This is a genomic window from Cellulomonas sp. Root485, assembly GCF_001426705.1.
In the GTDB taxonomy this organism is placed as follows: Bacteria; Actinomycetota; Actinomycetes; order Actinomycetales; family Cellulomonadaceae; genus Cellulomonas.
On record NZ_LMFC01000001.1, the window covers coordinates 1,251,431 to 1,273,080 of the forward strand.

18 protein-coding genes are annotated in these 21,650 nt (G+C 73.1%); 6 read left to right on the plus strand and 12 right to left on the minus strand.

Annotation, left to right across the window (positions count from 1 at the left end; translation table 11 throughout):
* Positions 1–165: 165 nt before the first annotated feature.
* From ASD16_RS05760 to ASD16_RS05775, 4 genes are read left to right on the plus strand one after another with little or no spacing between them, the layout of a single operon-like run.
* On the plus strand, positions 166–774 hold the full coding sequence (locus ASD16_RS05760; protein WP_157453797.1) for a hypothetical protein: 609 nt from the start codon (positions 166–168) through the stop codon (positions 772–774).
* 2 nt (positions 775–776) lie between these two features.
* On the plus strand, positions 777–1,805 hold the full coding sequence (locus ASD16_RS05765; RefSeq protein ID WP_055913989.1) for an efflux RND transporter periplasmic adaptor subunit: 1,029 nt from the start codon (positions 777–779) through the stop codon (positions 1,803–1,805).
* Positions 1,802–2,494: an ABC transporter ATP-binding protein gene (locus tag ASD16_RS05770; RefSeq protein WP_055913992.1), complete on the plus strand. Its 693-nt coding sequence runs from the start codon at positions 1,802–1,804 to the stop codon at positions 2,492–2,494. Before ASD16_RS05765 ends, ASD16_RS05770 begins: the two co-directional genes overlap by 4 nt.
* Positions 2,491–3,726 carry an ABC transporter permease gene (locus ASD16_RS05775; protein ID WP_082570604.1) on the plus strand — a complete coding sequence of 412 codons (1,236 nt, stop codon included), beginning with the start codon at positions 2,491–2,493 and terminating at the stop codon, positions 3,724–3,726. Before ASD16_RS05770 ends, ASD16_RS05775 begins: the two co-directional genes overlap by 4 nt.
* 55 nt (positions 3,727–3,781) lie before the next feature.
* Here ASD16_RS05775 and ASD16_RS05780 read toward each other — a convergent pair whose 3' ends face one another.
* Genes ASD16_RS05780 through ASD16_RS05810 form a run of 8 tightly spaced genes read right to left on the minus strand, consistent with a single transcriptional unit; the run spans position 3,782 to position 11,104 of the window.
* Positions 3,782–4,267: a hypothetical protein gene (locus ASD16_RS05780; protein WP_055913995.1), complete on the minus strand. Its 486-nt coding sequence runs from the start codon at positions 4,265–4,267 to the stop codon at positions 3,782–3,784.
* The gene (locus ASD16_RS05785) at positions 4,264–5,058 is read right to left on the minus strand and encodes a dihydrofolate reductase family protein (RefSeq protein ID WP_055913998.1); all 795 of its coding nucleotides are present in this window, start codon (positions 5,056–5,058) and stop codon (positions 4,264–4,266) included. The genes ASD16_RS05780 and ASD16_RS05785 overlap by 4 nt, the downstream gene beginning before the upstream one ends.
* A gap of 9 nt (positions 5,059–5,067) precedes the next feature.
* The gene (gene cobA / locus ASD16_RS05790) at positions 5,068–6,264 is read right to left on the minus strand and encodes a uroporphyrinogen-III C-methyltransferase (RefSeq protein WP_055914001.1); all 1,197 of its coding nucleotides are present in this window, start codon (positions 6,262–6,264) and stop codon (positions 5,068–5,070) included.
* Entirely contained in the window at positions 6,261–7,703 is a 1,443-nt protein-coding gene (locus ASD16_RS05795; protein ID WP_082570605.1) for a sulfate adenylyltransferase subunit 1, read from the minus strand. The genes cobA and ASD16_RS05795 overlap by 4 nt, the downstream gene beginning before the upstream one ends.
* Positions 7,703–8,605, minus strand: coding sequence for a sulfate adenylyltransferase subunit CysD (gene cysD, locus ASD16_RS05800; RefSeq protein ID WP_235523122.1), 903 nt, complete (start codon positions 8,603–8,605; stop codon positions 7,703–7,705). The genes ASD16_RS05795 and cysD overlap by 1 nt, the downstream gene beginning before the upstream one ends.
* Positions 8,602–9,294: a phosphoadenylyl-sulfate reductase gene (locus ASD16_RS05805; protein WP_055914007.1), complete on the minus strand. Its 693-nt coding sequence runs from the start codon at positions 9,292–9,294 to the stop codon at positions 8,602–8,604. Before ASD16_RS05805 ends, cysD begins: the two co-directional genes overlap by 4 nt.
* On the minus strand, positions 9,291–9,449 hold the full coding sequence (locus tag ASD16_RS22015; protein ID WP_200942854.1) for a hypothetical protein: 159 nt from the start codon (positions 9,447–9,449) through the stop codon (positions 9,291–9,293). Before ASD16_RS22015 ends, ASD16_RS05805 begins: the two co-directional genes overlap by 4 nt.
* On the minus strand, positions 9,446–11,104 hold the full coding sequence (locus tag ASD16_RS05810; protein ID WP_055914010.1) for a nitrite/sulfite reductase: 1,659 nt from the start codon (positions 11,102–11,104) through the stop codon (positions 9,446–9,448). The genes ASD16_RS22015 and ASD16_RS05810 overlap by 4 nt, the downstream gene beginning before the upstream one ends.
* A 350-nt stretch (positions 11,105–11,454) precedes the next feature.
* Between ASD16_RS05810 and zapE the strand changes: the two genes are divergently transcribed.
* Positions 11,455–12,477 (plus strand): cell division protein ZapE, encoded by a 1,023-nt coding sequence (gene zapE / locus ASD16_RS05815; RefSeq protein ID WP_235523123.1) that lies wholly within the window; start codon positions 11,455–11,457, stop codon positions 12,475–12,477.
* A gap of 85 nt (positions 12,478–12,562) precedes the next feature.
* On the opposite strand, the gene treZ is transcribed toward zapE, so the two are convergent.
* From treZ to glgX, 3 genes are read right to left on the minus strand one after another with little or no spacing between them, the layout of a single operon-like run.
* A complete protein-coding gene (gene treZ, locus ASD16_RS05820; RefSeq protein ID WP_055914013.1) occupies positions 12,563–14,350 on the minus strand; it encodes a malto-oligosyltrehalose trehalohydrolase in 1,788 nt (595 codons plus the stop codon).
* 4 nt (positions 14,351–14,354) lie between these two features.
* The gene (gene treY, locus ASD16_RS05825) at positions 14,355–16,865 is read right to left on the minus strand and encodes a malto-oligosyltrehalose synthase (protein WP_055914017.1); all 2,511 of its coding nucleotides are present in this window, start codon (positions 16,863–16,865) and stop codon (positions 14,355–14,357) included.
* Complete coding sequence (glgX, locus tag ASD16_RS05830; RefSeq protein WP_055914019.1) at positions 16,862–19,114, minus strand: glycogen debranching protein GlgX; 2,253 nt, start codon at positions 19,112–19,114, stop codon at positions 16,862–16,864. Before glgX ends, treY begins: the two co-directional genes overlap by 4 nt.
* A gap of 145 nt (positions 19,115–19,259) precedes the next feature.
* Between glgX and ASD16_RS05835 the strand changes: the two genes are divergently transcribed.
* Positions 19,260–20,489 carry an NAD(P)/FAD-dependent oxidoreductase gene (locus ASD16_RS05835; RefSeq protein WP_055914022.1) on the plus strand — a complete coding sequence of 410 codons (1,230 nt, stop codon included), beginning with the start codon at positions 19,260–19,262 and terminating at the stop codon, positions 20,487–20,489.
* On the opposite strand, the gene ASD16_RS05840 is transcribed toward ASD16_RS05835, so the two are convergent.
* The gene (locus ASD16_RS05840; protein WP_055914026.1) at positions 20,486–21,574 is read right to left on the minus strand and encodes a glutamate--cysteine ligase; all 1,089 of its coding nucleotides are present in this window, start codon (positions 21,572–21,574) and stop codon (positions 20,486–20,488) included. The two genes, ASD16_RS05835 and ASD16_RS05840, sit on opposite strands and share 4 nt — an antisense overlap.
* Between the last annotated feature and the right edge of the window lie 76 nt (positions 21,575–21,650).

A 21,650-nucleotide genomic window follows, 5' to 3' on the forward strand; every position in this document is an offset into this window, starting at 1 on the left:
ACACCTCCGCCCCGGCTCGCACGTGGGCCGTCGGCGCAGCATCGGTCCTGTCGTGTTCAGCCAGCGTAAGGGCGTGGGCCCGTTCCGGGCCGGGAGCCAACGCTGCCCGAACCGGTGGCGCGGTGGGCTGGGCCGGTCACTCCGACCCCGACGAGGAGAACCGTCATGAGCACCCTTCCCACCACCCCGCCGCCCGTCTTGCGACGCTTGCTCGTCGTGTCAGCTCTCGCGGCTGTGTGCCTGCTCGGCGCCGTCGCCGGGTGCACGCCGGCACGGGTCCCCCTGCTTCCCGGTTCCGGCGGAGCGACGTCCGGGGCGCCCTCGGCATCCTCGACGGTCCTCGCCCCTGAGGACGCGATGCTCGCCTGGGCGCAGTGCATGCGCGACCACGGCGTGGACGTGCCCGACTCGACCGACGGTCACTACCGGCTCGGAGACGCGGAGGGCCTCACGCCCGGGCAGGCCGAGGCCGCGGACGACGCCTGCGAGCCGTGGCAACGGATGGCCGAGTCGGGTGCGGGCTCCGAGCCCTTGTCCGAGGAGCAGAAGCAGACGTTCCTCGACCACGCCCAGTGCATGCGCGACCGCGGCTGGGACATGCCCGACCCCACCTTCGACGGGGGACGGGTGGAGTCGGAGTTCCAGCGCGGTTCCGAGGCCGGAGCCGGCGCCCCCGCACCTGACGACCCGCAGTTCGAGAAGGACATGCAGGAGTGCCTCGTCGAGGCAGGCGTGGAGGCGCCCGACGGCTCGGCCGACGGGCAGGAGAAGTGACGATGTCGCGACGCACTGCTGGACTGGCCCTCGCTCTGGTCCTCCCGCTGGCTGCGTGCGGAGCCCCGTCGGGCGCCGCCGACCCGTCCGCGTCGCCTCCGACGTGGGCCACCCGGTCGGTCACCCGGGGCGACCTGGTGTCGACCGTGACGGCGAGCGGAGAGGTCGGCCACGGCACGACCACCTCGGTCGTCGCGCGCGTGCCCGGCACGGTGACGTGGCTGGCCCCTGCGGGGTCGACGGTGACCGCCGGACAGCCCGTCTATGCCGTCGACGCCCGGCCGGTGGTCCGTCTGCCGGGGGCAGCCCCGGCGTGGCGCGACCTCGGTCCCTCGTCCGCCGACGGTGTCGACATCCGCCAGCTCGAGCAGGCGCTCACGGATCTCGGTCACACCGCCGGTCTGGACCTGACCGTCGACGAGGACTGGACGTCGGTCACGACACGTGCCGTCCGACGGTGGCAGACGTCCCTGGGTGTCGCGCCGACGGGCACGGTCCGGCTCGGCGACCTGCTGTTCACGCCGCAGGACGTGCGCATCGACGAGCACCTGGCCGACCTCGGCGCGCTGGTGGAGCCCGGCGCGCCGGTGCTCGCCGTCGGCGGGACGCAGCGGGTCGTCACCGTCGTGCTGCGGACCAGCCAGGCCGCCCTGGCGCCGGTCGGCGGGGTCGCGTCCCTCACGCTCCCCGACGGCACGTCGACGGGCGGCACGGTCCTGGCGACCGCGGTCGTCACGGTCGACGACCAGGCACAGCTCCAGGTCACGATCACCCCCGACGCCCTCGTGAGCGGGTGGGGGGAGGGCACGCCCGTCGAGGTCGGTCTCGACCAGACCGTCGCGACCGACGTGCTCGTGGTACCCGTGACGGCGCTGGTCGCGCTGTCCGACGGCGGCTACGGCGTGCAGAAGGTGCTGCCCGACGGCACCTCGCAGTACGTCACGGTGACGACCGGTGCGTTCGCCGGGACGTCCGTCGAGGTCTCCGGTGAGGACGTCGCCGAGGGCGACGAAGTGGTGGTGAGCCCGTGAGCGTCCTCGACCTGGTCGACGTGACCAAGACGTACGGCGGCGGCGCGTCTGCCCTCACCGTGCTGCACGGGATCGACCTCGCCGTGGAGGCGGGAGACTACATGGCGGTGGTCGGACCGTCGGGCTCGGGCAAGTCGACGTTGCTGCACGTCATGGGCGCGCTCGACCGGCCGACGACGGGCCGGGTGCGGCTGGTCGGCGACGACGTCACCGCGCTCTCTGATGCCGCCCTGTCCCGGGTCCGGGCCGTCCGTCTGGGGTTCGTGTTCCAGCAGTTCTTCCTGCTGGACGGCCGGTCGGCGCTCGAGAACGTCGCCGACGGGCTGCTCTACCAGGGCGTCCGGCGCCCCGAGCGGCTGCGCCGGGCGCGGGCTGCCCTGGACCGGGTGGGGCTCGCCGACCGCGTGCGGCACACGCCGACCGAGCTGTCGGGCGGCGAGTGCCAGCGGGTCGCCGTGGCCCGGGCGCTCGTGCACGCGCCGCAGATCCTGCTCGCCGACGAGCCGACGGGCAACCTCGACCAGGCGTCCGGCGCGGCGGTGCTCGAGCTGTTCGACTCGTTGCACGCCGACGGCGCGACGATCGTCGTCGTCACGCACGACGAACGGATCGCGGGGCGGCTCCCGCGGGTGGTCTCGATGCGCGACGGCCGGGTCGAGCACGACACCTGCCCGGGGGTGGCGGCATGACCCGCACCGACGTCGGGCTCCCACCGGTCGTCCGCGCCGCGGATCCCGTCGTCCGGCGGATGTCGCTCGGCGACCTCCTGCGACTCAGCGCGCGGGGACTCACCGTCCGCCCGGGGCGGACCGCCCTGTCCGCCCTCGGCATCGCCATCGGGATCACGGCGCTCGTCGGGGTGCTCGGGCTGTCGGAGTCGTCACGAGCCGACCTGCGCGCCCAGCTCGACGCGCTCGGCACCAACCTGCTCACCGTCGCCCCGGGGCAAGGGCTCCTCGGCGACGAGGGCACGCTGCCCGACGAGTCGGTCGCCATGATCGCCCGCATCCCGACGGTGACCGCAGCATCGGCCGTCCGCGCGGTCGACGCGACCGTGCGGCGGTCCGACAAGGTCCCCGAGAGCCGGACCAGCGGCCTCTCCGTCGTCGCGGCCGACCTCGACCTGCTCGGCGCGGTGGCCGGGACGGTCCGAGAGGGGCGGTGGCTCGACGCGGCGACGCAGCGTTACCCCGCCGTCGTGCTCAGGGCGACGGCTGCCCACCGGCTCGGCATCGGTCCGCTCGCGGACGGCGTCGACGTGTCCGTCGGGGGCCGGCCGTTCACGGTGGTGGGGATCCTCGACCCCGTGGTCCTCGCGCCCGAGCTCGACGAGGCGGCGCTCATCGGGACGGTCGTCGCGCACACGCTCGTCGACGACGACCTCCCGCCGTCCGCCGTGTACGTGCGTGTCGAGCCGGACCAGGTGGTGGCCACCCGGGCGGTCCTGGGCCGCACCGCCGACCCCGCCGCCCCCGACGAGGTTCGGGTGTCCCGACCGTCGGACGCGCTCGCCGCCGGGGCTGTCGCCGACAGGTCGTTCACGCTCCTCGCCCTCGGTCTCGGCGGGGTCGCGCTGCTCGTCGGCGGCGTGGGCATCGCCAACGTCATGGTCGTGTCGGTGCTGGAGCGGCGCCGCGAGATCGGGGTGCGACGGGCCCTCGGCGCGCCGCGGAGCTCGATCGGCAGCCAGTTCTTCATCGAGTCGGTGCTGCTGTCGCTGCTCGGCGGGGTGGCCGGCGTGGTGCTCGGCGTCGCCGTGACCTGGGTGTTCGCCACCGGGCAGGGGTGGGCCGTCACGGTCCCGTGGCTCCCCGTGCTGGCCGGTCTGGCCTGCTCGCTGGCTGTCGGCTCGGTCGTCGGCCTCTACCCGGCGCTGCGGGCCGCGCGGGTGCCGCCGACCGAGGCTCTGCGGTCGGTCTGAGGGAACGCGACAGCGGGCGACACCTCCCGAGGGGGGTGCCGCCCGCTGTCATCCGTCAGCCGAGCTCGCTGGTGCCCGAGTACAGGTGCAGCACGGGGACCTGGAGCTCCTCGCGTGCCCGCGAGGCCCAGTCGCGGTGGAACGTGTCCTCGACCGCGTGCGGGTAGGTGACCACGGCCACCTCGACCACGTCGCCGTCGGCGACGGCGGCCTTCAGGGCGGGCAGCGGATCGTCCTCGACCACGGAGCCGGTGGCCTCCCGGCCCGCGGCGACGAACGCCGCGATGCTGCCGGCGAGCTGCTCGTCGGCGGTGGCCTTGGCCTCGTGCGACGACGGCTCCTTGCCGAGCGCGCGGTGCCAGGCTTCCTTGAGCTCGCCGAGGCTGAGGTTGTCGATGATCGTGGAGACGAGCGGGCGGTCGGTGTCCGCCGGGACGAGAACGCGGTACGCGTACGTGTCGCCCTCGTGCAGGGCGAGCAGCTTCTCGACGTCGGCGCTGGCGAGGGTGTCCTCCGTGAGGACGATGATCGTGTCGGTCACGCGCCGAGCCTAGCCACCTGCCAGCGCCCCAGCAGCACGCCGTCCGCGTGGAGCAGCTGCGCCAGGGTCAGCGCGCGGGGCGGGGCGAACCAGGTGGGCAGGTGGGTCACCCGACCGGCCGGTCCGCCGACCAGCTGCGGGCTCCACGTCAGGCACAGCTCGTCGACCAGGTCCGCGTCCACCAGCTGGGCCAGCAGGGTCGGTCCGCCCTCGGCCAGCACGTGCACGAACCCGCGCCCGGCCAGCGCCGTGACGACCGCGCGAGGGTCGACGGCGCCGGGTGCGCTGCCGTCCGCGACGACCACCCGGTCGTCGCCGAGGCGTGCGCGGAGGGTGTCGAGCGACGGGGCCGAGCCGGTGGTGAGGACCAGGGGAGGACGGTCCGTGTCGAGCAGGGAGTCGGGGAGCTCGCCGCTGGCCGTGACGACGGCAAGCTCGAGCGCGTCGGGGCGGCCGAGCGCCTCGCGCGCCGCCCGCAGCTCGGCGGGGACCTCGAGAGGTGTGTAGCGCTCCGCGCGCACGGTGCCGGCGCCGACCAGGACCACGTCCGCGAGGGCACGCAGCACGCGGAAGACACGGAGGTCCGCGGGACCGTTGATGGAGCCACTGACCCGGTTGGCACCGGTCGCGGCGCCGTCGACCGTGCCGACCATGTTGGCGCGCACGTGCACGCCGGACGTCGGGACGTCCGCGAACAGCGCGAGCAGCTCGGCCTCGTCGGAACGTGGTGCGAGCCGGCGGACGGGGGAGTCGACGGGGATCAGGACATCGAGCGCGGGCAGGTCGGACACATGGCCAACCTAGGCCAGCACGTCCGCCAGGGCGGCGACGTCACCGATCACGACGACCGCCGGGTTGCCCACGCCACGCTCCCGCGCGAGGTCCGCGATGTCCGCGAGGGTCCCGACGGTCGTGCGCTGCCCGGGCAGCGTGCCGTTCTCCACGATGGCGACCGGCGTGCCCGGGTCCTTCCCGTGCGCCAGGAGCGCACGGGTGTGGGACGGCAGCTGCGCCACGCCCATGAGCAGGACCAACGTGCCCTCGAGGCGTGCGAGCACCTCCCAGTCGGGAGCGGTGTCGTGCGCGGACAGGATGGTGACCTGGCGGGCCAGGCCGCGGTGCGTCACGGGGATGCCCGCGGCTGCGGGCACGGCGAGCGCGCTGGTCACTCCGGGGACGACCTCGACGGGGACCCCGGCCGACACGCACGCCAGGACCTCTTCGCCGCCGCGGCCGAGCACGAACGAGTCGCCACCCTTGAGCCGGACCACCCGGTGGCCCGCCCGGGCGCGCTCGACGAGCACGGCGTTGATCTCGGTCTGCGTGAGCGTGTGGGCGTGGGGGGACTTGCCGGCCTCGATGATCTCGACCGCGGGGTCCAGCTCCGCCAGGAGGGCACGGGGGGCGAGGCGGTCGACGACGACCACGTCGGCCTCCGCGAGCGCTCGCCGACCACGTGTCGTGATGAGGCCGGGATCACCCGGGCCGCCACCGACGAGGGTGACGCGTCCGGTGCTGGGCCGGTGGTGCCGCAGGGGGAGCCCCCCGGTGTCGAGCAGGAGCGCGATCGCGTTGCGCAGGGCGACGGCCCGACGCGGGTCGCCCCCCGTGCCGACCGCCACTGTCACGTCACCGGACCGCGCGACGGCCGGGGTCCAGGCGCTCGACGCGCTCGCGTCGTCCGCCCGCACGCACCACAGGCGCACGGCCTCGGCATCGGCCGCGACCGCGTCGTCGACCGCACGGTCGCCGGTCGCGGTGTGGACCAGCCAGGCGCCGTCGAGGTCGGTGGTGAGGTAGTCACGGGCCCGCCACGTCACGCGACCGGCGGCGACGTGGTCCGCGAGGTCCTCGCACAGCGCGGGTGCGACGACGAGGACGTCGGCACCGTCCTCGACCAGCCGGGTCGCTCGCCGGGCGGCGACCGGGCCGCCGCCGACGACGACCACGCGACGGCCGGAGACGTCGAGGAACAGAGCGTGCTGCGGGGACGTCATATCCCCGCCCCGGCGAACCAGTCGTCGTCGTCCTGTGCGGTCGACGTCGGTGCGAGCCGGTCGAGCAGGGTGGCGCCGATCATCCCGGCGGCCAGCGTGGTGCCGTCCGCGGGGTCGACCAGCAGGAACCCACCCGTCCGGCGGTGCGTGGAGTACTCGTCGAGCACGATCGGCTCGGCCAGCCGGATCTTGACCCGGCCGATCGCGTTGAGCGTCAGCGCGCGCGGCGGGATGTCCGACGACGTGTCGGTGGCGTCGACGGCGTGCAATGTGTCCACGCCGTCCCACGCCTCGACCGTGAGGGTGTCGACGTCGAGCCGGGCGTTGACCTCGCGCAGCAGCGCCCGGACCGTGCGGGTGCCGACGCGGACCAGGAGGCGGGCGCCCAGGACGCTGCGCTTCTCCGCCAGCCAGCAGACGGTGCCCTCCAGGTCGGAGCCGATGTCGACGGTCGCGGCGGTCGGCACGAGGACGTCCCCGCGGGCGACATCGACGTCGTCGGCGAGCCGGAGTGTCACCGACTGGGGCGCGTGCGCCTCGGTCAGGGGCCCGTCGAACGTGTCGATGCCCACGACGGTGCTGCGCTTGCCCGACGGCAGGACGGTGACCTCGTCGCCCACGGACACCACGCCGGACGCGACCCGGCCGGCGTAGCCGCGGTAGTCGGGGTGCTCCGCGGTGCGCGGGCGGATGACCACCTGCACGGGGAACCGGAACGGCTCGGACAGCGCGTCGCGCCCCACGGGGACCGACTCGAGGTGCTCCAGGAGCGTCGGCCCGTCGTACCAGGGCGTCCGTGTGGAGCGGTCCACCACGTTGTCGCCCGCGAGCGCCGACAGCGGGACCGCGGTGACGTCCGGGATGCCGAGACTGAGGGCGTAGCCGGTGAACTCGTCGGCGATCGCGCGGAAGGTCGCCTCGTCGAAGTCGACGAGGTCCATCTTGTTCACCGCGAGCACGACGTGCGGGACGCGCAGGAGCGCGGTGATCGTCGCGTGCCGACGGGTCTGCTCGAGCACGCCCTTGCGGGCGTCGACGAGCACGATCGCGAGCTCAGCCGTCGACGCGCCGGTCACCATGTTGCGCGTGTACTGCACGTGCCCCGGGGTGTCGGCCAGCACGAACGCGCGGGTGGCCGTCGAGAAGTAGCGGTACGCCACGTCGATCGTGATGCCCTGCTCGCGCTCTGCCCGCAGACCGTCGGTGAGCAGTGCGAGGTCGACCTCGCCGCCGCCGCGGGCCAGCGTGGCCGCCTCGACCGCGCTCAGCTGGTCCGCCAGCACGGACTTCGTGTCGTAGAGGAGCCGGCCGATCAGGGTGCTCTTGCCGTCGTCGACGGATCCGGCCGTGGCCAGGCGCAGGAGGTCCCGCGTCGCGTGCTCGGTCACGTGCTGCGTCTCCTCGGTCGGTCCCAGCTGGATGGTCGGGGCGGCGCCCATCAGAAGTACCCCTCGCGCTTGCGGTCCTCCATGGCGGCCTCCGACGCGCGGTCGTCGGCGCGGGTGGCACCACGCTCCGTGAGCCGGCTGGCGCCGACCTCGGTGATGACCTCGGGGATCGTCGACGCGGTGGACTCGACGGCGCCGGTGCAGCTCATGTCACCGACCGTCCGGTACCGGACCGTGCGGACCTCGAGCGTCTCGTTCGCCCGCGGACCGCCCCAGCCGCCCGGCGCCAGCCACATGCCGTCGCGCAGGAAGACCTCGCGCTGGTGGGAGTAGTAGATCGCCGGGAGCTCGATCTGCTCGCGCTCGATGTAGCGCCACACGTCCAGCTCGGTCCAGTTGGAGAGCGGGAAGACGCGCACGTGCTCGCCCGGCTTGTGGCGACCGTTGTACAGGTCCCACAGCTCGGGGCGCTGCCGGCGCGGGTCCCACTGGCCGAACTCGTCGCGCAGCGAGAACACCCGCTCCTTGGCGCGGGCCTTCTCCTCGTCGCGACGGCCGCCGCCGAACACCGCGTCGAACTTGTTCGCCGTGATGCCGTCGAGCAGCGGGACCGTCTGCAGCGGGTTGCGGGAGCCGTCGGCGCGCTCGGCGACGCGGCCGTCGTCGATGGCGTCCTGCACGCTGGCCACGACGAGCCGCAGACCGTGCTCGGCCACGACGCGGTCGCGGTACTCGATGACCTCAGGAAAGTTGTGCCCGGTGTCGACGTGCATGAGTGCGAACGGCACGGGTGCGGGCCAGAACGCCTTGCGGGCCAGGTGCAGCATGACGATCGAGTCCTTGCCGCCGCTGAACAGCAGCACGGGACGCTCGAACTCGCCGGCCACCTCGCGCATGACGTGGATGCCCTCGGACTCCAGGGCGTCCAGCTGCGTCAGTGTCACCGTGCTCATGTGTGCAACCCGCATTCGATCTTGGAGGTACCGGACCAGCGACCCGCGCGCGGGTCCTCACCGGGAGCGACGGCGCGCGTGCAGGGCGCGCAGCCGATGGACGCGTAGCCCACCTGGCGCAGCGGGTTGAGCACCACGTGGTGCTCCTCGACGTAGGCGTCCACGTCGTCCTGCGTCCACGCCGCCAGGGGGTTGAGCTTGACCTTGCCGCGCTTCGCGTCCCAGCCGACCACCGTGATGTCGGTGCGCGTCGGCGCGTCCTCGCGGCGCATGCCGGTGACCCAGGCCGTGTACGGCGCGAGCCCGCGCTCCAGCGGCTCGACCTTGCGCAGTGCGCAGCACAGGTTCGGGTCCCGGTCGTGGAGCTTCTCGCCGTGCTCCGCGTCCTGCTCCGCAACCGTGCGCAGCGGCAGGATCGTCCGGAGCGAGATGTTCGTGAAGTCGGCGTAGTAGTCGCGCGTGCCCAGCGTCTCGGCGAAGTGGTAGCCGGTGTCGAGGAAGATGACGTCGATCCCCGGCACGGCCTCGGCGGCGATGTGCACGAGCACCTCGTCGCCCATCGACGACGCGAGGACCAGGTCGGTGCCGAACGTCTGCGCCGCCCACCGCAGGATCTCGGCGGGGTGGGCTCCCTCGAGGTCGCGCCCGGCCTGCTCCGCGAGCTCCTGGAGGTCCGTGGTGGTCGTCATGAGCGTGCCACCAGCCCCACGAACTTCAGGGAGAACGCACGGGTGCACGAGCGGCACTCCCACTGGCCGTGGGTCTCGCCGGCCGGCCACAGGTCCTCGCTCGCGCAGAACGGGCAGTAGTAGGGGACCGCGCGCTCGCCAGACGTTCCGCTCATCGCAGGTCCTCCTCGTCCGCCCGCTGGGTCCACTGCGCGAACAGCTCGCCCTCGAGGCGCTGCTCGTCGAACTTGCGCGTGACGCGCTCGATGTAGTCGGGGAGCTCCTCGGCGGGAACGCGCAGGCCGCGCAGCGTCTTCCCGAGCCCGCTGGTCAGGCCGAGCCCGCCGCCGAGGTGCACCTGGTAGCCGTCCTCGCCGCCGGCCAGCGCACCCTTGAGGCCGATGTCGGCCGTCTGGATGCGGGCGCACGAGTTGGGGCAGCCGTTGAGGTTGATCGTGATCGGCTGGTCGAAGGTCGGCAGCCGCTTCTCCAGCTCGCCGATCACGTGCGTGGCGCGGGCCTTGGTCTCGACGATCGCGAGCTTGCAGAACTCGATCCCGGTGCACGCCATGGTGCCGCGGCGGAACGTGCTCGCCTCGCGGACCGGCAGGCCCAGCGCCTCCAGGCCCTCGACCAGCGGGTCGACCTTCTCCGGAGCGACGTCGAGCACGACGATCTTCTGCTCGACCGTGAGCCGGACCTTGTCGGACCCGGCGGTCTCGACGAGGTCGGCCAGCTGCTGCAGCAGCTCACCCGAGATGCGACCGACCGTGGGCGCCATGCCGACGTAGAAGTTGCCGTCCTTCTGCGGGTGCACGCCGACGTGGTCACGACGGCCGGTGGGCGGCGGCGGAGGCTCGGGGCCGTCCTCCAGCGCGAAGCCGAGGTACTCACCCTCCAGCACCTGCCGGAACAGCTCGGGTCCCCAGTCGGCGACCAGGAACTTCAGGCGCGCACGCGTGCGCAGCCGGCGGTAGCCGTAGTCGCGGAAGATGCTCACGACGCCGACCCACACCTCCGGGATCTGCTCCAGCGTGACGAACGCACCGAGGCGGACGCCGAGCTTCGGGTTGGTGGACAGGCCGCCACCCACCCACACGTCGAAGCCGGGGCCGAGCGTGGGGTGCACCACGCCGACGAACGCGACGTCGTTGATCTCGTGAGCGACGTCGTGGTGCGGCGAGCCGCTGATCGCGGTCTTGAACTTGCGGGGGAGGTTCGAGAACCGCGGGTCGCCGATGTAGTTGTCGACGATCGCGCGCACGGCCGGGGTGCCGTCGATGATCTCGTCGGCGGCGACCCCCGCGACGGGCGACCCGAGGACGACGCGCGGGCAGTCGCCGCATGCCTCCTGGGTGCTCAGCCCGACGGCCTCGAGCCGGCGCCAGATCTCCGGGACGTCCTCCACGCGGATCCAGTGCAGCTGGATGTTCTGCCGGTCGGTGACGTCGGCGGTGCCGCGGCCGAACTCGACGGAGATGTCCGCGACGGTGCGCAGCTGCTGCAGGCTCAGCGCGCCGCCGTCGCAGCGCACGCGGAGCATGAAGTACTCGTCGTCCAGCTCGTGCGGCTCGAGCGTGGCGGTCTTGCCGCCGTCGATGCCGGGCTTGCGCTGGGTGTAGAGCCCCCACCAGCGCATACGGCCACGCAGGTCCTCGGGCGCGATGCTCGCGAAGCCCTCGCGGGAGTAGACGTCCTCGATCCGCTGCCGGACGTTGAGCGCGTCGTCCTGCTGCTTGAACAGCTCGTTGCCGTTCAGCGGTTCCTTCTGGTCGAACGCCCACTGGCCCTCAGCACGAGCGGCGGGCGGGGCGATCCTGGTCTGCGCCATAGGGCGGTCTCTCCGGGAGAACATGGACGTGCGCCTGCACCCACCGCTGGGGGAGCGGTTCTCGGGACGCAGACCGCGCGCCCGGGGGGACGAGGGGCGGGGTCAGTTGCTCCGCGGACAGCAGCACACGCACAGGTCCGCGGCGACGGTGCACATGCACCGACACGAACTGCGGAACCCGGGGGCGATCACCAGAAGAGGTTGTCACGCGTGCGCTTAACGCGGGAGAGGGCGTCCGGATCATGAGATGTTCCGGTCGACATGTGGGACAAGCGTCCATGACCCGGTAAAAGGAGACCGATCCGGTGGCGATTCGAGTCTCCGGGGAGCCCGACGTAGGCTCCTCGATCGTGACCAATCCGGGCGCCCCCAGCCTGACCCAGCGTCGACCCGTCGTGCCGCCGGACCGCCTCCTGGCCGAGCTCGTCCCGCCCCGGCACTTCGCCGAAGAGTCGTTCGCCACGTACCGCCCCGACCCGGCGCACCCGTCGCAGGCTGCCGCGGTGACCCGGCTGTCGGCGGCCGCCGAGCAGATCCGGCGCGGGGCGCACAAGTCGTTCTGGAAGCGTGGCAAGGCCACCCCGGTCGCCGTCTACCTCGACGGCGGGTTCGGCGTCGGCAAGACCCACCTGCTCACGTCGCTGGCCCACGCGGTCGGCGTGCAGGACGCGGCGTACGGCACGTTCGTGGAGTACACCAACCTCGTCGGCGCCCTCGGGTTCCTGCCGACCGTCGAGGCCCTCGCCACCCGCCGCCTGGTCTGCATCGACGAGTTCGAGCTGGACGACCCCGGCGACACCGTCCTCATGTCCCGCCTGCTGCGCGAGCTCGCCGACCGCGGGGTCGCCCTCGCCGCCACGTCCAACACCCTGCCCGGCTCGCTGGGCGAGGGCCGGTTCGCCGCCGAGGACTTCCTGCGCGAGATCCAGGCGCTCGCCGCCCGGTTCGAGGTCCTGCGCGTCGACGGCGACGACTACCGGCACCGGTCGGTCGTCACCGACGCCGACGGTCTCGACGACGACGAGGTCCGCGCCGCAGCGGCGCGGCGGTCGGACGCGACGCTCGACGACTTCGGCGACCTGCTCGCGCACCTCGCGACCGTCCACCCGAGCCGCTACGGCGCCCTCCTCGACGGGGTCGGGCTCGTGGCCCTGACCGGCGTGCACGCCGTCCCGACGCAGGACGTCGCGCTGCGGCTCGTCGTGCTGGTCGACCGGCTCTACGACCGCGACGTACCCGTGCTGCTGGGCGGTGCGGGGGAGCGAGACCTGTTCTCGGCCGACATGCTCGCAGGCGGCTACCGCAAGAAGTACTACCGCGCGCTGTCGCGTCTGGGCTCGCTCGCCGCGGACGGCGCCGCGCTCGTCGGCTGACGCGCGAACTCGGTGCTCCGTGCCGAGCTCGGTGTCTGCAACCACCGATCTCGGTCGCAACCACCGAGCTCGCGGCGCAGGCCGCTCAGGCGAGGACGACGACCGAGCGCGGGGCTGTCAGCACCAGTGCCCCGCCGGGCGTCGGCTCGACCGAGGCGGGGTCCCACGCCGCGACCACGTCGACCGGACCGTCCGTGTGCACCGGGACGGCGGCCTCCTCGCCCGACAGGTTGATGACCACGCGCGCCGTGCCGCGGTGCAGCACCAGCCAGCCGTCCCAGGGCACGTCGTCCTGGTCGCGCTCGGAGGCGCCGCCCCACACCAGGTCGGTGGCGGACAGGTCCCCGGACGCAAGGTCCGGGACCGTGCGCCGGAGGGCGATCAGGGACCGGTACCAGTCGCGCAGGCGGGCGTGCTCGGGGTGTGCCGGGTCGTCGAGCTCGGTGCGGTCGAGGATGCTGGCGCGGAACGTCGCGGGGTCCTGCGGGTCGGGCACCTCGATGTCGCCGCCGTACAGGACGTCCCACCCGTGGCCGCCGAACTCGCGACGACGGCCGTCGCGCACAGCCGCGGCGAGGTCGGGCTCCGGGTGGTCGGTGAAGAACTGCCACGGCGTGCGGGTGCCCCACTCCTCGCCCATGAACAGCATCGGGCTGAACGGGGACAGCAGGACGAGCGCGGCCTCGGCGGCGACCCGGCCGGGGTCGAGACGGGCGGACGGGCGGTCGCCGAGCGCCCGGTTGCCCACCTGGTCGTGCGTGGACGCCGCGACGACGAACCGGTGACCGTCCGTCCCGGGCGGTACCGGTCGGCCCCAGCGGCGTCCGCGGAACGTCGACATCTCGCCGTCGTGCACGAACACGCCGGTCAGCGCCTTGCGGAGCACCTCGGGCGAGCCGAAGTCGCCGTAGTAGCCGTGCCGTTCGCCCGTGACCAGCGCGTGGATGGCGTGGTGCACGTCGTCGTCCCACTGGGCGGTCATGCCCCAGCCGCCGTCGGCGGTCGGGGTGACGGAGATGGGGTCGTTCAGGTCGGACTCGGCCACCAGGGACAACCGGCGCCCCAGGGCTGCCGCGAGCGCAGCCACCTCGTCCGACAGCTGCGACAGGACATGCCGGTCCGACAGGTCGATGAGCGCGTGCACGGCGTCCAGGCGCAGGGCGTCCACGTGGAAGTCGCGGAACCAGCGCAGCGCGCTGTCGCACACCCAGCGGCGGACCTCCTCGGAACCGGGCCCGTCCAGGTTGATCGCGGAGCCCCACGGCGTCTGGTGCGCGTCCGTGAAGTACGGCCCGAAGTCGCCGAGGTAGTTGCCCGACGGGCCCAGGTGGTTGTGCACGACGTCCAGGCAGACCCCGACGCCGCGGGAGTGCGCCGCGTCGACGAACGCCTGCAGGCCGGCGGGGCCGCCGTAGGGCTCGTGCACCGCGAACGTCGCGACACCGTCGTAGCCCCAGCCGTGCACGCCGCTGAACGGCGCGACCGGCATGAGCTCGACCAGGTCGACGCCGAGCGAGACCAGCTCGTCGAGGTGCTCGATCGCTGAGGTCAGCGTGCCCTCGTCGCTGAACGTGCCGACGTGCAGCTCGTACGTCACGTGCCCGCGGACGTCGACCCCGGACCAGCCGTCGTCGGACCACGGGTGCGTCCCGGGGTCGTAGACGCGGCTGGCGCCGTGCACGCCGTGCGGCTGCCAGGCGCTGCGCGGGTCGGGCCGCGGCGGGCCACCGTCGACCGAGAACGCGTAGTCGGTCCCGTGCGGGAGGTCGTCGTCGCCGACCCACCAGTCACCCTCGGCGCGTAGCGGTCGGTGCTCGTCGCCGACGACCACGTCGACGCGTGCGGCGGTCGGTGCCCAGACGCGGGGGAGCACCGCCTCAACCCTCCGCGCGGACGAGCAGGGCGACGGGCAGCCGGTCGAGCAGCGGTCCGACGTCGACGACCCCTCCCGTCACCGGCCGGTCGGTGAGCACGTCGTGCCAGTCGCCCTCGGGGAGCGCGACCGTGTGGTCGGCCCAGCCCCCGAGCCGGTCGACCGCTGCTGCCAGACGGGTGGCGACGACCGCGACGCGCGGGTGGCCGGCGACGGTCCGGGCGTAGGTGAGGGAGTGCCCGGACGAGTGCGCCAGCGGCAGGAACCCGCTGTCGGGACCCACGAACGCCTCCGGCACGGACCGGCGCAGCCGCAGCGCTCGCGAGGTGACCAGCAGCTTCTCGTCGGCGAGGTCACGCGGGCCGGCGCCGTCGTCGAGCCGGGCCAGCCGGGTGACCAGCGGTTCCAGGGCGACCGGCCGGCGGTTGTCCGGGTCGACGAGGACCGGGTTCGGCACCTCGGTGCCCTGGTAGACGTCCGGGATGCCGGGCAGGGTCAGCTGGACGAGCTTGGTGCCGAGCGTCGCGGCGCGGACGGCCGCCCGGGTGCGCAGCTCCCAGCCGGAGAACAGCTCGGCGACCGTCGGGTCGACCAGCGCCTGCCGCGCGGCGTCCAGCACCGCGGCCTCGTACGGCTCGTCGGGGGCCGTCCACGTGGTCCGGCTCTTCGACTCGCGGATCGCCTTGGTCAGGTACTCCACCAGCCGGTCCTCGGCGATGGGGCCGTCGTCCGTCCAGGTGCCGGCCAGCGTCTGCCACAGGAGGTACTCCGTGCGGCCGTCGAGCAGCGCGCTGCGGTACGGGGCGGAGGCGGCGCGCAGGGCGTCGACGAGGGTCGACCACTCGCGCGGGAGCTCGCTGAGCACCCCGAGCCGTGCCCGGGTGTCCTCACCGCGCTTGGTGTCGTGGGTGGACAGGGTCGTCATGCCCAGCGGGGCCGAGACCTGCATCTGCGCGGCCCACGCCGACAGGTCGGTCGGCGTCAGCGCGAACTGCTCGGGCGCACCCCCGACCTCGCAGAGACCCGTCAGGTGGGTCCAGCGGTAGAACGCGGTGTCCTCGACGCCCTTGGCCATGACGGCACCGCAGGTCTGCTGGAACCGCACGATGAGCTCGTCGCGGCGCGCACCACGCGTGCGGCCGGCGCTGCCGACCTCGCGGCCGAGCAGGAGGTCGACGACGACGTCCATCGTGGCGCTGCGCTCCACGGACAGCCGCGCGCGGGCGTGTGCGGCGGCTGCCTGCATGACCTCCAGCGACTCCGGGTGCACGGGCTCGCCGGGCACGACGTAGGCGCGGTAGCGGTCGAACGCGACGAGCAGCTCGATCAGGCAGTCCTCCAGCGCGCGCCACGTGTGGTCGCGCAGACGGAGGTCGTCACGGCAGATGTCGGCCGCGAGCGAGGTGAGCCGGTGCACCTCCGCGTACAGCGGACCGTCGACGATCTCCCGCTTGGCCTGCTCGGCCATCGCCGCGAAGGCGTCCGAGGTGTCGCCCGTGAGCCGGTGCATGACGGCACCGAGCACCGCGGCGCCGCCGGGATCGACGAACGTCTCCTGGATCCGCCAGAGGGCCTCGTACCCGGTGCTGCCGGCGGTCTCCCAGTCGGGCGGGAGCGTCTCGGTGCCTTCGAGGATCTTCTCGACGACCACCCACGCACCGCCGCTCGCCTCACGCAGCCTGGCCAGGTACCCGGCGGGGTCGGCGAGACCGTCCGGGTGGTCGATGCGCAGGCCGTCGATCGTGCCGTCCGCGAGCAGCGACAGGACCAGCGCGTGCGTGGCGTCGAACACGGCCGGGTCCTCGACGCGGACCGCGAGCAGAGTGCCGACGTCGAAGAACCGCCGGTAGTTGAGCTCCTCGTCGGCGACCCGCCAGTACGCGAGGCGGTAGTGCTGGCGCTCCACCAGCTCCGCCAGGGACAGCGACTCGGTGCCCGGTCGGACCGGGAACACATGGTCGTGGTAGCGCAGCACCGTGCGGGTGCCCTCGCCGGGGATCTCGACCTCGTCGAGCGCCAGCTCGTCGCGGCCCAGCACCGCACCGATGCGGTCGCCGAGCACCGGCATGAGCACCGCGCCGTCGCCCGCGGACCAGTCCACGTCGAACCAGTCCGCGTACGGGGAGTCGGACCCCTCGGCCAGCACCGACCACAGCGCGCGGTTGTGCCAGACGGGCGTGGGGACGGCCATGTGGTTCGGCACGATGTCGAGCACCAGCCCCAGGCCCGCGTCGTGCGCCGCCGTCGCCAGACGACGCAGCGCGGGCAGCCCGCCCAGCTCGGGAGCGATCTCGTCGTGGTCGACGACGTCGTACCCGTGGGTCGAGCCCGGGGCCGCCCGCAGGATGGGCGACAGGTACACGTGCGTGACCCCCAGCGACGCCAGGTACGGGACGCGCTGCACCGCGTCGTCGAGGGTCAGGTCCGCGCCCAGCTGCAACCGATAGGTCGAGCCCGGCACGGGCTTGCCCGCCGTCGGCAGCCGGCGGGTGGGGGTGGGACGCGGTTCGCTCATGCGCTGGGGCGCGGCTTGGTGGTCCGCCGCTTCGGCTTCTCGTCGGCGGCCTCCCCGTGCCCACGGCCCTTCACCTGCTTGGCCGCCTCGCTCGCCGCCGCCGCGACCGCGCCGATGCCCGACGACGTCGGCGACGGCAGGATCGAGGGCCGCGTGAACACGATGATCGACTTCTCGCGGAGCTCGAGGGTCGTCCCCGCCTCGACCGTGCTGCCGGCCTCGATCTGCGAGTCCGTGTCCACCACCGCGGTCCAGACGGCCCCGAAGCGCGCGGGCGGGAGCGTGAACGTGGCCGCGTCGGGCTGGCCGTTGAACAGCACGAGGAAGCTGTCGTCGACGATCTCCTGGCCCCGCAGGTCCGGCTCCGCGATCGCGTCACCGTTGAGGAACACCATGACGGCCCGCGCGTGGTCGGCGCCCCACGCCTCGTCACGCATGTGGTGACCGTCCGTCCCGAGCCAGGCCAGGTCGAGGAGGTCGGACTCGTCCGCGAGGTCGGGCTCGCCCGCGAAGAACCGACGGCGCCGGAACACGGGGTGGTCCTGGCGGAGCCGCACCAGGCGTCGCGTGAACTCGAGCAGGTCGGTCTCGTCCTGGTCCAGTGTCCAGTCGACCCACGAGATCGGCCCGTCCTGGCAGTACACGTTGTTGTTGCCCTGCTGGGTGCGGCCCAGCTCGTCGCCGTGCGCGATCATCGGGACGCCCTGCGAGAGCAGCAGCGTCGTGAGGAAGTTGCGCCGCTGGCGCGCCCGCAGCGTTCGCACGGACACGTCGTCCGTCGGGCCCTCGACCCCGCAGTTCCAGGACCGGTTGTGGCTCTCGCCGTCGTTGTTGCCCTCGCCGTTGGCCTCGTTGTGCTTCTCGTTGTAGGACACCAGGTCGTTGAGGGTGAAGCCGTCGTGCGCGGTGACGAAGTTGACGCTCGCGATCGGCCGCCGGCCCGTGTGCTCGTACAGGTCCGACGAGCCCGACAGGCGGCTGGCGAACTCCCCGAGCGTGGACGGCTCGCCGCGCCAGAAGTCGCGGACCGTGTCGCGGTACTTGCCGTTCCACTCCGACCACAGCGGGGGGAACCCGCCCACCTGGTACCCACCGTCACCGACGTCCCACGGCTCCGCGATGAGCTTGACCTGGGAGACCACCGGGTCCTGGTGCACCAGGTCGAAGAACGCCGACAGCCGGTCGACCTCGTGGAACTGGCGGGCCAGGGTCGCGGCCAGGTCGAAGCGGAACCCGTCGACGTGCATCTCCAGCACCCAGTAGCGCAGCGAGTCCATGATCAGCTGCAGCACGTGCGGCGACCGCATGAGCAGCGAGTTGCCGGTGCCCGTGGTGTCGAAGTAGTGGGCCTGGTCGTCGTCGACGAGCCGGTAGTAGTTGGCGTTGTCCAGGCCGCGGAAGCTCAGCGTCGGGCCCAGGTGGTTGCCCTCGGCCGTGTGGTTGTAGACGACGTCGAGGATGACCTCGATGTCGGCGGCGTGCAGCTCCTTGACCATCGCCTTGAACTCCTGCACCTGCTGGCCGGCGTGCTGGAACGCGGCGTAGCCGTTGTGCGGGGCGAAGAAGCCGATGGTGTTGTAGCCCCAGTAGTTCGAGAGGCCCTTCTCGACGAGCGACGGGTCGTTGACGAACTGGTGCACGGGCATCAGCTCGACCGCCGTCACGCCGAGCGACGTGAGGTGCTCGATGACCGCCGGGTGGGCCATCCCGGCGTAGGTGCCGCGGAGCTCCTCCGGTACGGCGGGGTGTTGCATCGTCAGGCCGCGCACGTGCGCCTCGTAGATGACGGACTCGTGGTACTCGTGCTGCGGTGGCCGGTCGTGGCCCCAGTCGAAGTACGGGTTGATGACCACGGACGTCATCGTGTGCGCGGCCGAGTCGTCGTCGTTGCGTTTCTCCGGGGCGGCGAAGTCGTAGGAGTACAGCGACGGGTCCCCGTCGATCTGCCCGTCGATCGCCTTGGCGTACGGGTCGAGCAGGAGCTTGTTCGGGTTGCAGCGGTGTCCCTGCGCTGGGTCGTACGGTCCGTGCACGCGGTAGCCGTACCGCTGGCCCGGCGTGATGGCGGGGAGGTACCCGTGCCAGACGAACGCGTCGACCTCGGTCAGGTTCGTCCGGGTCTCGGTGCCGTCGTCGGCGATCAGGCAGAGCTCGACTCGTTCGGCCACCTCCGAGAACAGGGCGAAGTTCGTCCCGCTCCCGTCATAGGTGGCGCCTAGGGGGTAAGGGCGTCCCGGCCACATCTGCATGGCCCCCAGGGTGCCAGGCGCCTGGTCATCCGGCGCGGGGTGCGAGCCGGTGACATGCGTGGACTTCGCCACACCGCCCCCATTGCGCGCAGGCCTGCGACCTGGTGCGCTTGCCGTCGGCGGTCGACGAGGGCAGGGGAGTGACGTGAGCGGTCAGGTCGTGGTCGTGGGTGCCGGGCTGGCGGGCGCGAAGACCGTCGAGGGGCTGCGCGAGCGGGGGTACGACGGGGATGTCGTCCTGCTCGGCACCGAGACCGAGCGGCCCTACGAGCGGCCGCCGCTGTCGAAGGGCTACCTGCAGGGCAGCGACGAGCGCGACGGAGCGTTCGTGCACCCCGCGGACTGGTACGCCGCTCACGACGTCGACCTGCGGCTGGGCACGACGGTCCGCTCGCTCGATCTCGGGGCGCGCGACGTCGTCGACGGCTCCGGGGTCCGTACCGGCTGGGACCACCTCGTCCTCGCGACCGGCTCGGAGCCACGTCGGCTCGACGTGCCCGGCGCGGGTCTCGACGGCGTCGTCCACCTGAGGACCCTCGACGACAGCGACCGCCTGCGTACGCTCCTGACGGCCGGGAAGCGGGTCGTGGTCGTCGGCGGCGGGTGGATCGGTCTCGAGGTCACCGCGGCCGCCCGTGCAGCCGGCTGCGAGGTGAGCGTCCTCGTGCGCGACCCGTTGCCGCTGCTGGCCGTGCTCGGCCCGGAGCTCGCCGCGATGTTCGCGGACCTGCACCGGGAGAACGGGGTCGACCTGCGGACGCGGACCGAGATCTCCGAGATCGTGGCCGCCGGCGACGGGACCCACGTGGGGGCGGTCGAGCTGGCCGACGGCACGCTGCTCGACACCGACCTGGTCGTCGTCGGGATCGGGGCCGCTCCCCGTGTCGACCTGGCCAAGGCGGCAGGTCTGCACGTCGAGAACGGCGTCGTCGTGGACGCCCACCTGCGCTCGTCGAACCCGCACGTGCTCGCGGTCGGCGACATCGCCCGCGCGCACCACCCCCTCCTGGGTACCCACGTCCGCGTGGAGCACTGGGCGAACGCCCTGAACCAGCCGGCGAGTGCCGCGGCGACGATCGTGGGCGCCGACGAGCCCTACGACAAGCTCCCGTACTTCTTCACCGACCAGTTCGACCTCGGCATGGAGTACGTCGGGTACGTCGGCGCCCACGGGTACGACGAGGTGGTCGTGCGCGGTGACCTGCAGGGCCGGGAGCTCATCGCGTTCTGGCGGCGCGAGGGGCGCGTGCTGGCCGCGATGAACGTCAACGTGTGGGACGTCGTCGACGACGTGCAGGCGCTCATCCGGTCGGGAGCCGTGGTGGACCACGACCGGCTGGCCGACCCCGACGTGCCGCTGCCGGAGCTCCTCTAGACCGCTACGGTCCGGTCGACCGCACGACGGACCACCTCGTCGTCGTCGGCGCCCTCCGCCCGCCACCCGAGCTGCTGGATCGCGCCGTTGCCGCGACGCAGGACCGTGGCCACCTGGCGTTCCACCCACTCCAGGTCGCCGGCCTCCGCCAGGGCGGGCCGCACGTGCTCGACCAGCTGGGCCACGACCTCCGCCGCAGGCAGCGGCGTGCCCGACAGCGGACTGACCAGGTTGCCCGTGAGACCGGACCGGGCGGCTCGCCAGGTCGCGGCGCGCAGGACCTCGGTGCGCGGCTGCGACACGGGATCGCCCGTCGCCGTCTCGGCGATCCCGCGCACGAGCGCAGCCTGCAGCGCGGCGTCGTCGGCATCCAGGCACACGTCCGCGACGCGCACCTCGACCGTCGGGTACCGCGACGAGAGCCGGGCGTCGAAGTAGACCATCCCGTCGTCGAGGATCGTCTCCGTGCGCAGGAGCTCGTCGATCACCGCGCGGTAGCCGGCCGCGTCGCCGAACGCGGCGGTCGGACCCGCCGTCGGCCAGCGACCCCACACCTGCGACCGGTACGACGCGTAGCCGGTGGTCGTGCCCAGCCATGAAGGGCTGTTGCCGGACAGGGCGAGCAGCACCGCGTTCCACGGCCGGAGGTGGTCGAGGATGCGCACGCCCTCGTCCTCGTCGGCGATGGAGACGTGCACGTGGCAGCCGCAGGTGAGCTGGTCGCGGGCCGTCTGGCCGAACTCGGCCCGGATGGCGTAGGCGCGCCGGTCCGGCAGCACGGTGGACTCGACGGCCTGCGGGGCGGTGGCCAGCGCCGCGATCCGCGCACCCGCCTCGCGCGCGACGGCATCCGTCCGGGTGCGCCCCGCACGGATCTCCGCCACCAGCTCGGCCAGCTCGACGCGCGGCGGGGTCGACGTCTCGATCTGCTCCTGCTTGAACTCCTTCTCCAGATCGCCACCGGGTTCGTCGGTGGGGGCGGGCGCCACCCGCGACGCGTGCCGGAGCACGGTGGTCGCCACCGGCTGCGGCCGCCCCTCGGGGGTGACCAGCAGGAACTCCTCCTCGACACCCAGGGTTCGCACCGGATCAGTCTGGGGGCGTGCGCACCGTCGCGCGCGGCGACGGGTGGTCGATCGCCCACGTGGCGGGCGTCGACCC

Bases quoted from the DNA above. Each gene is read 5' to 3' on its own strand.
- ASD16_RS05760 (WP_157453797.1), top strand. From the start codon at position 166: ATGAGCACCCTTCCCACCACCCCGCCGCCCGTCTTGCGACGCTTGCTC.
- ASD16_RS05765 (WP_055913989.1), top strand. From the start codon at position 777: ATGTCGCGACGCACTGCTGGACTGGCCCTCGCTCTGGTCCTCCCGCTG.
- ASD16_RS05775 (WP_082570604.1), top strand. From the start codon at position 2,491: ATGACCCGCACCGACGTCGGGCTCCCACCGGTCGTCCGCGCCGCGGAT.
- cobA (WP_055914001.1), bottom strand. From the start codon at position 6,264: ATGACGTCCCCGCAGCACGCTCTGTTCCTCGACGTCTCCGGCCGTCGC.
- ASD16_RS05795 (WP_082570605.1), bottom strand. From the start codon at position 7,703: ATGGGCGCCGCCCCGACCATCCAGCTGGGACCGACCGAGGAGACGCAG.
- cysD (WP_235523122.1), bottom strand. From the start codon at position 8,605: ATGAGCACGGTGACACTGACGCAGCTGGACGCCCTGGAGTCCGAGGGC.
- ASD16_RS05805 (WP_055914007.1), bottom strand. From the start codon at position 9,294: ATGACGACCACCACGGACCTCCAGGAGCTCGCGGAGCAGGCCGGGCGC.
- ASD16_RS22015 (WP_200942854.1), bottom strand. From the start codon at position 9,449: ATGAGCGGAACGTCTGGCGAGCGCGCGGTCCCCTACTACTGCCCGTTC.
- ASD16_RS05810 (WP_055914010.1), bottom strand. From the start codon at position 11,104: ATGGCGCAGACCAGGATCGCCCCGCCCGCCGCTCGTGCTGAGGGCCAG.
- treY (WP_055914017.1), bottom strand. From the start codon at position 16,865: ATGAGCGAACCGCGTCCCACCCCCACCCGCCGGCTGCCGACGGCGGGC.
- glgX (WP_055914019.1), bottom strand. From the start codon at position 19,114: ATGCAGATGTGGCCGGGACGCCCTTACCCCCTAGGCGCCACCTATGAC.